The organism is Streptomyces sp. NPDC049577, from assembly GCF_040675635.1.
In the GTDB taxonomy this organism is placed as follows: Bacteria; Actinomycetota; Actinomycetes; order Streptomycetales; family Streptomycetaceae; genus Streptomyces.
This window is the reverse complement of record NZ_JBFAPH010000470.1, coordinates 1-3,722: the sequence shown is the minus strand read 5'-3', so window position 1 is coordinate 3,722 and position 3,722 is coordinate 1. Positions and strand designations below refer to the sequence as shown.

Below are 3,722 nucleotides of genomic sequence, written 5' to 3'. Positions count from 1 at the left end.
CCTCCCTTGTCCGAGTAGTTGGGACGGAAGTTAGCAGTGGGGTGGGCGAACGCACGAACCCTTATTCCGCGTGCTGCCGTACCAGCAGGCTGCCCAGCGCCGTGCGGTGGTGCAGGACCGCGCGACCGGCGCGGACCGTGGTGATCAGGCCCGCGCCACGCAGGGCGGCGGTGTAGGCGGAGACGGTCGCGTTGCTGACGCCGAGACGCCGGGCGAGGTCGCTGGTGGTGTGCTCCCGCGCGAGCAGGAGCAGCATCTCGCAGCGGGTCCGGCCGAGCACGCCGGCCAGCGCGTCGCCCGCGCCGCCCGCCTCGGGCGGTACGAGGGGCAGGCCGGGGCCGGCCGGGTAGGTCAGGAACAGCGGATGACCGGGGAGATCGGCGATCAGGGGATGGCCGGTCCAGTGGAAGGTGGGTACGAGGACCAGGCCGCGGCCCCGCAGCTCGACGGTCCGCTCGCCCGGGGCCGCCAGCGCCCAGAGGCCGTCGCGCAGCCGGGCGCCGGGCAGGAGCCCGGCCAGGGCGGTGCCGATGCCGTGCTCGGCCACGGTCAGGGCGTGGCGGGTGAACTCGGCGTGGTGCAGGTCCTGCACCACGGGCCATACGGGGCGCAGGGCCGTCTCGAAGGCCGCCTGCTGGGCCCGGTGGAGAAGCCGCCAGGCGTCGCTGTCGCCCCGGTGCAGGTCGCGGACCCACAGTGGGGCCGGCGCCGCGTGACGGGCGTATGCGCGCTCGATCTCGGAGCGGACCAGCTCCGGGCGCGCGGCCCGGACCGTCTCCAGGCCGTCCTCCAGCGTGTCGCTGAACACGTCGAGGAAGCCCGGCGCCACCGTTCCGGGCACCAGGTCCCCCAGCGGTTCCGCCGCGCGGGGCAGGGAGCGCAGCAGCCGGCGTCTCCAGCGTTCGAACAGCAGCTCGTCGTCGCCCGAACACATCTTCATGAGGGCGGCGTTCAGCTCCTGGAGCGGAGCCGGCCGGGGCGCGAACCGCACCCGGGAGAAGTCCTCCGCCGTGAACCGGATCCGTAGCGCCACGCTCCCGCTCTTCCCCCTCTCCCCCTACTCGCCCCGGCCGTGCGGCGCGATCGTTTCGGTCAGGGTCTCAACCTTGGCCCGCGTGCCGTCCGGAGGGCCAGCATGCGGGCCATGACCTCTTCTCCCAGCTCGAGTTCCCCGGGCGCCGGCGGTGTCGGCCGGCGGTTCTTCGCCAAGTCCGCCGTCGCGGCGGGCGCGTCGCTCCTGCTCACCGCCGGCGTCGGCGGTGCGGCCGCCGCGCAGGCGCGGGTACGGGCCGCCGGTGTCGTCCCCCGGCTGCCCGCGCCGACCGGTCCGCACCGCCTCGGCACGACCACCCTGCACCTGATCGACCGCAGCCGGCGCGACCCGTGGGACCACGGGATCCCCGTCCGGGAACTGATGATCACACTCTTCTATCCCGCTGCTCACACCGTCCTCTCCGTCCCCTCCGCCCACGGCCGCTACCCCGTGGCCCGGCAGATGACCGAGGACGCCGTGACGTCCTTCCGGGAGATCGACACCCGGATCCACCACCTGCCGGCAGCCGGCGTGGACTGGGCCGCCACCGCGACCCACGCCCGTACCGGCGCCCCCGCGCAGGCCGTACGGCGGCCCGTACTGCTGTACTCGCCGGGTGGCGGCGACCCGCGCACGCTCGGCACCGGGCTCGCCGAGGAGCTGGCGAGCCACGGCTACGTGGTCGTCACCGTCGACCACCCGGGCGACGCCGGCGAGGTCGACTTCCCGAGCCGCACGCGCTACCGCGGCAAGGTCCGCGAGACCGTCTTCAGAGGAGACCCCCGCAACGATCCGCGGCTCTTCCGCACCGCGATCGACACCCGGATCGCGGACGTCCGCTTCCTCCTCGACCAGTTGCCGGCCCTGGCCGCCGGCCGGAACCCGGACGCGGAGGGCCGCCCGCTCCCCGAACACCTCGACCGGGCGATCGATCCACGGCGGGTCGGCGTCTACGGGCACTCCGCCGGCGGCACGACCGCGGCCGAGACGCTGTACGAGGACCGCCGTGTCACCGCCGCCGTCAATCTGGAAGGCCACCTCAGCCACGCCCCGGCCGGTCCCGGCCGGCCGGGACCGCTCTTCCCGGTCGCCGAGCACGGAACCGACCGCCCGCTCCTGCTGCTGGGTACGGACGGCTTCTGCGACGCGGAGTACGAGCGCTCCTGGTCGGCCGTGCTCGCCCACTCGCGCGGACACGTGCTCCGGCGCCGGCTCGACGGCGCCACGCACTGGGTGTTCACCGACTACGCCGCGATCGCGCCCCAGTTGCAGGACGCCGGGCTGATGGCCGCCGCCGACCGCCTCGCGCTGGTCGGCGCGATCGACCCGGCGCGGTCGGTGCCTGCCGTACGCGGTCACGTGCGGTCCTTCTTCCGCCGGCACCTGCCACCGCGCTGAGAAGAGGCGCCGGCCCGGTCAGCCCTCCTCGACGGAATGGTTCGGCTGCGCGGTGCGGTACGCCTCGGCCGCCGCCTCCCCGGTCCGCGCCTCGGTGCGGCGGCCGCGCGCCAGATAGTCGCGGACGATCAACTCGACGGCGTCCTGCGGGTTCGTCGTGCCGGACAGCAGCATGACCTCTATCGCGAGGTCGGCATCGAGGGAGACGTTCACCTTGGCCATGTGGGCTCCTCGGTCGGCGGTCTCCCGGCAGGATAAGGCGTACGGTCCGCTCACTCGCCGGCCGTCGCCGCCTCCAGGGCGTCGGCGCGCTGCCGGAGTTCGGCGGCGATGTCGTCCCACACCGGGCCGTGCAGGTAGAGGCTGTCCGCCGCCTCTCGCATCAGGGCCGGGTCGTCGGGCCGTTGCAGGAGCAGCAGCCGGTAGGCGAGGTTGCGGACCCAGACGGGCAGGCGGCTCTCCACCATGTGCGGGCCCAGTTCGCGCAGCATGGCGAGGATCGTGTCCGCGTCGGCGAAGGTCAGTTCCTCGACGAAGTAGTGCTCCTTGTGCTCGCGGTCGCACGCGGGCGCGGGCAGGAACTCGTCGCCGTAGAGACATCGGGCGTGCTCGGACAGGGTCGTGTGCATGTCCTTGAGCCTACGACCCCTTGATCAACTGAAGGTGGTGCCTCCCCGGAGGTGAATCGGGCGCCGGCTGTTCGAGCCGGGTGAACGATGCTCCTTCGCAGGCAGAGCGGGTCCGGCGGGGAGACCGCCCGGAGGCGGCCGGCGGATCCGGCGGCTCGGCCCACCGCGCGACCGGGGCCCTCTAGGCTGCCGCCCATGAGCGATCTGTACGAACTCCAGCTGGCCTGGGAGCTGGGGGACACTCTGCCCGGAGAGCTCCTCGACGAGCTGCGGTGGCACCTGGGGCTGCCCCACAACCAGGAGCAGAAGCAGGAGCCGGCGCCCGGCGACCCCGCCGAGAAGGACCCGTTGCTCGCGGGTCGCGGCCCCGCCTCGCGGATCGGCGGGACGCTCGGCAGCGAGCTGGCGCGCGGGCGGCGCGGCTGGTCCCTCACCACGCGGCAGGAGGTGCACGCCGAGATGCTTTCCGGCTTGCACCGGCTGCTGAAGCGGCTGATCGCCCACACGGCGGCGACGGGGCCCGTCGGGCACATCCGGTTCTACGAGGACGACGTGCCCGACCTGCTGGTCGTGCACGGCGGTGAGATCCTCCGCCAGCCGCTCCGACTGGCGGGCTCCGGCTACGAGCCGTTCGACGGGCTGGTCTGACGGGCTGGTTTGAC

At 73.8% G+C, this 3,722-nt stretch carries 5 protein-coding genes; 2 read left to right on the top strand and 3 right to left on the bottom strand.

Annotated elements, in window-relative coordinates:
* Nucleotides 1-61 precede the first annotated feature (61 nt).
* The gene (locus AB0K09_RS31110) at nt 62-1,033 is read right to left on the bottom strand and encodes a helix-turn-helix domain-containing protein (RefSeq protein ID WP_366068750.1); all 972 of its coding nucleotides are present in this window, start codon (nt 1,031-1,033) and stop codon (nt 62-64) included.
* Between the two features lie 111 nt (nt 1,034-1,144).
* On the opposite strand from AB0K09_RS31110, the gene AB0K09_RS31105 reads away from it, so the two are divergent.
* Nucleotides 1,145-2,431, top strand: a complete 1,287-nt coding sequence (locus tag AB0K09_RS31105; RefSeq protein WP_366068749.1) for an alpha/beta hydrolase — start codon at nt 1,145-1,147, stop codon at nt 2,429-2,431.
* Between the two features lie 18 nt (nt 2,432-2,449).
* On the opposite strand, the gene AB0K09_RS31100 is transcribed toward AB0K09_RS31105, so the two are convergent.
* Both AB0K09_RS31100 and AB0K09_RS31095 read right to left on the bottom strand, forming a co-directional pair.
* The gene (locus tag AB0K09_RS31100) at nt 2,450-2,653 is read right to left on the bottom strand and encodes a hypothetical protein (RefSeq protein ID WP_366068748.1); all 204 of its coding nucleotides are present in this window, start codon (nt 2,651-2,653) and stop codon (nt 2,450-2,452) included.
* Between the two features lie 50 nt (nt 2,654-2,703).
* The gene (locus tag AB0K09_RS31095; protein ID WP_366068747.1) at nt 2,704-3,060 is read right to left on the bottom strand and encodes a hypothetical protein; all 357 of its coding nucleotides are present in this window, start codon (nt 3,058-3,060) and stop codon (nt 2,704-2,706) included.
* Between the two features lie 195 nt (nt 3,061-3,255).
* Here AB0K09_RS31095 and AB0K09_RS31090 point away from each other — a divergent pair, with 195 nt between their 5' ends.
* A complete protein-coding gene (locus AB0K09_RS31090; protein ID WP_366068746.1) occupies nt 3,256-3,708 on the top strand; it encodes a hypothetical protein in 453 nt (150 codons plus the stop codon).
* The last annotated feature ends 14 nt before the right edge of the window (nt 3,709-3,722 follow it).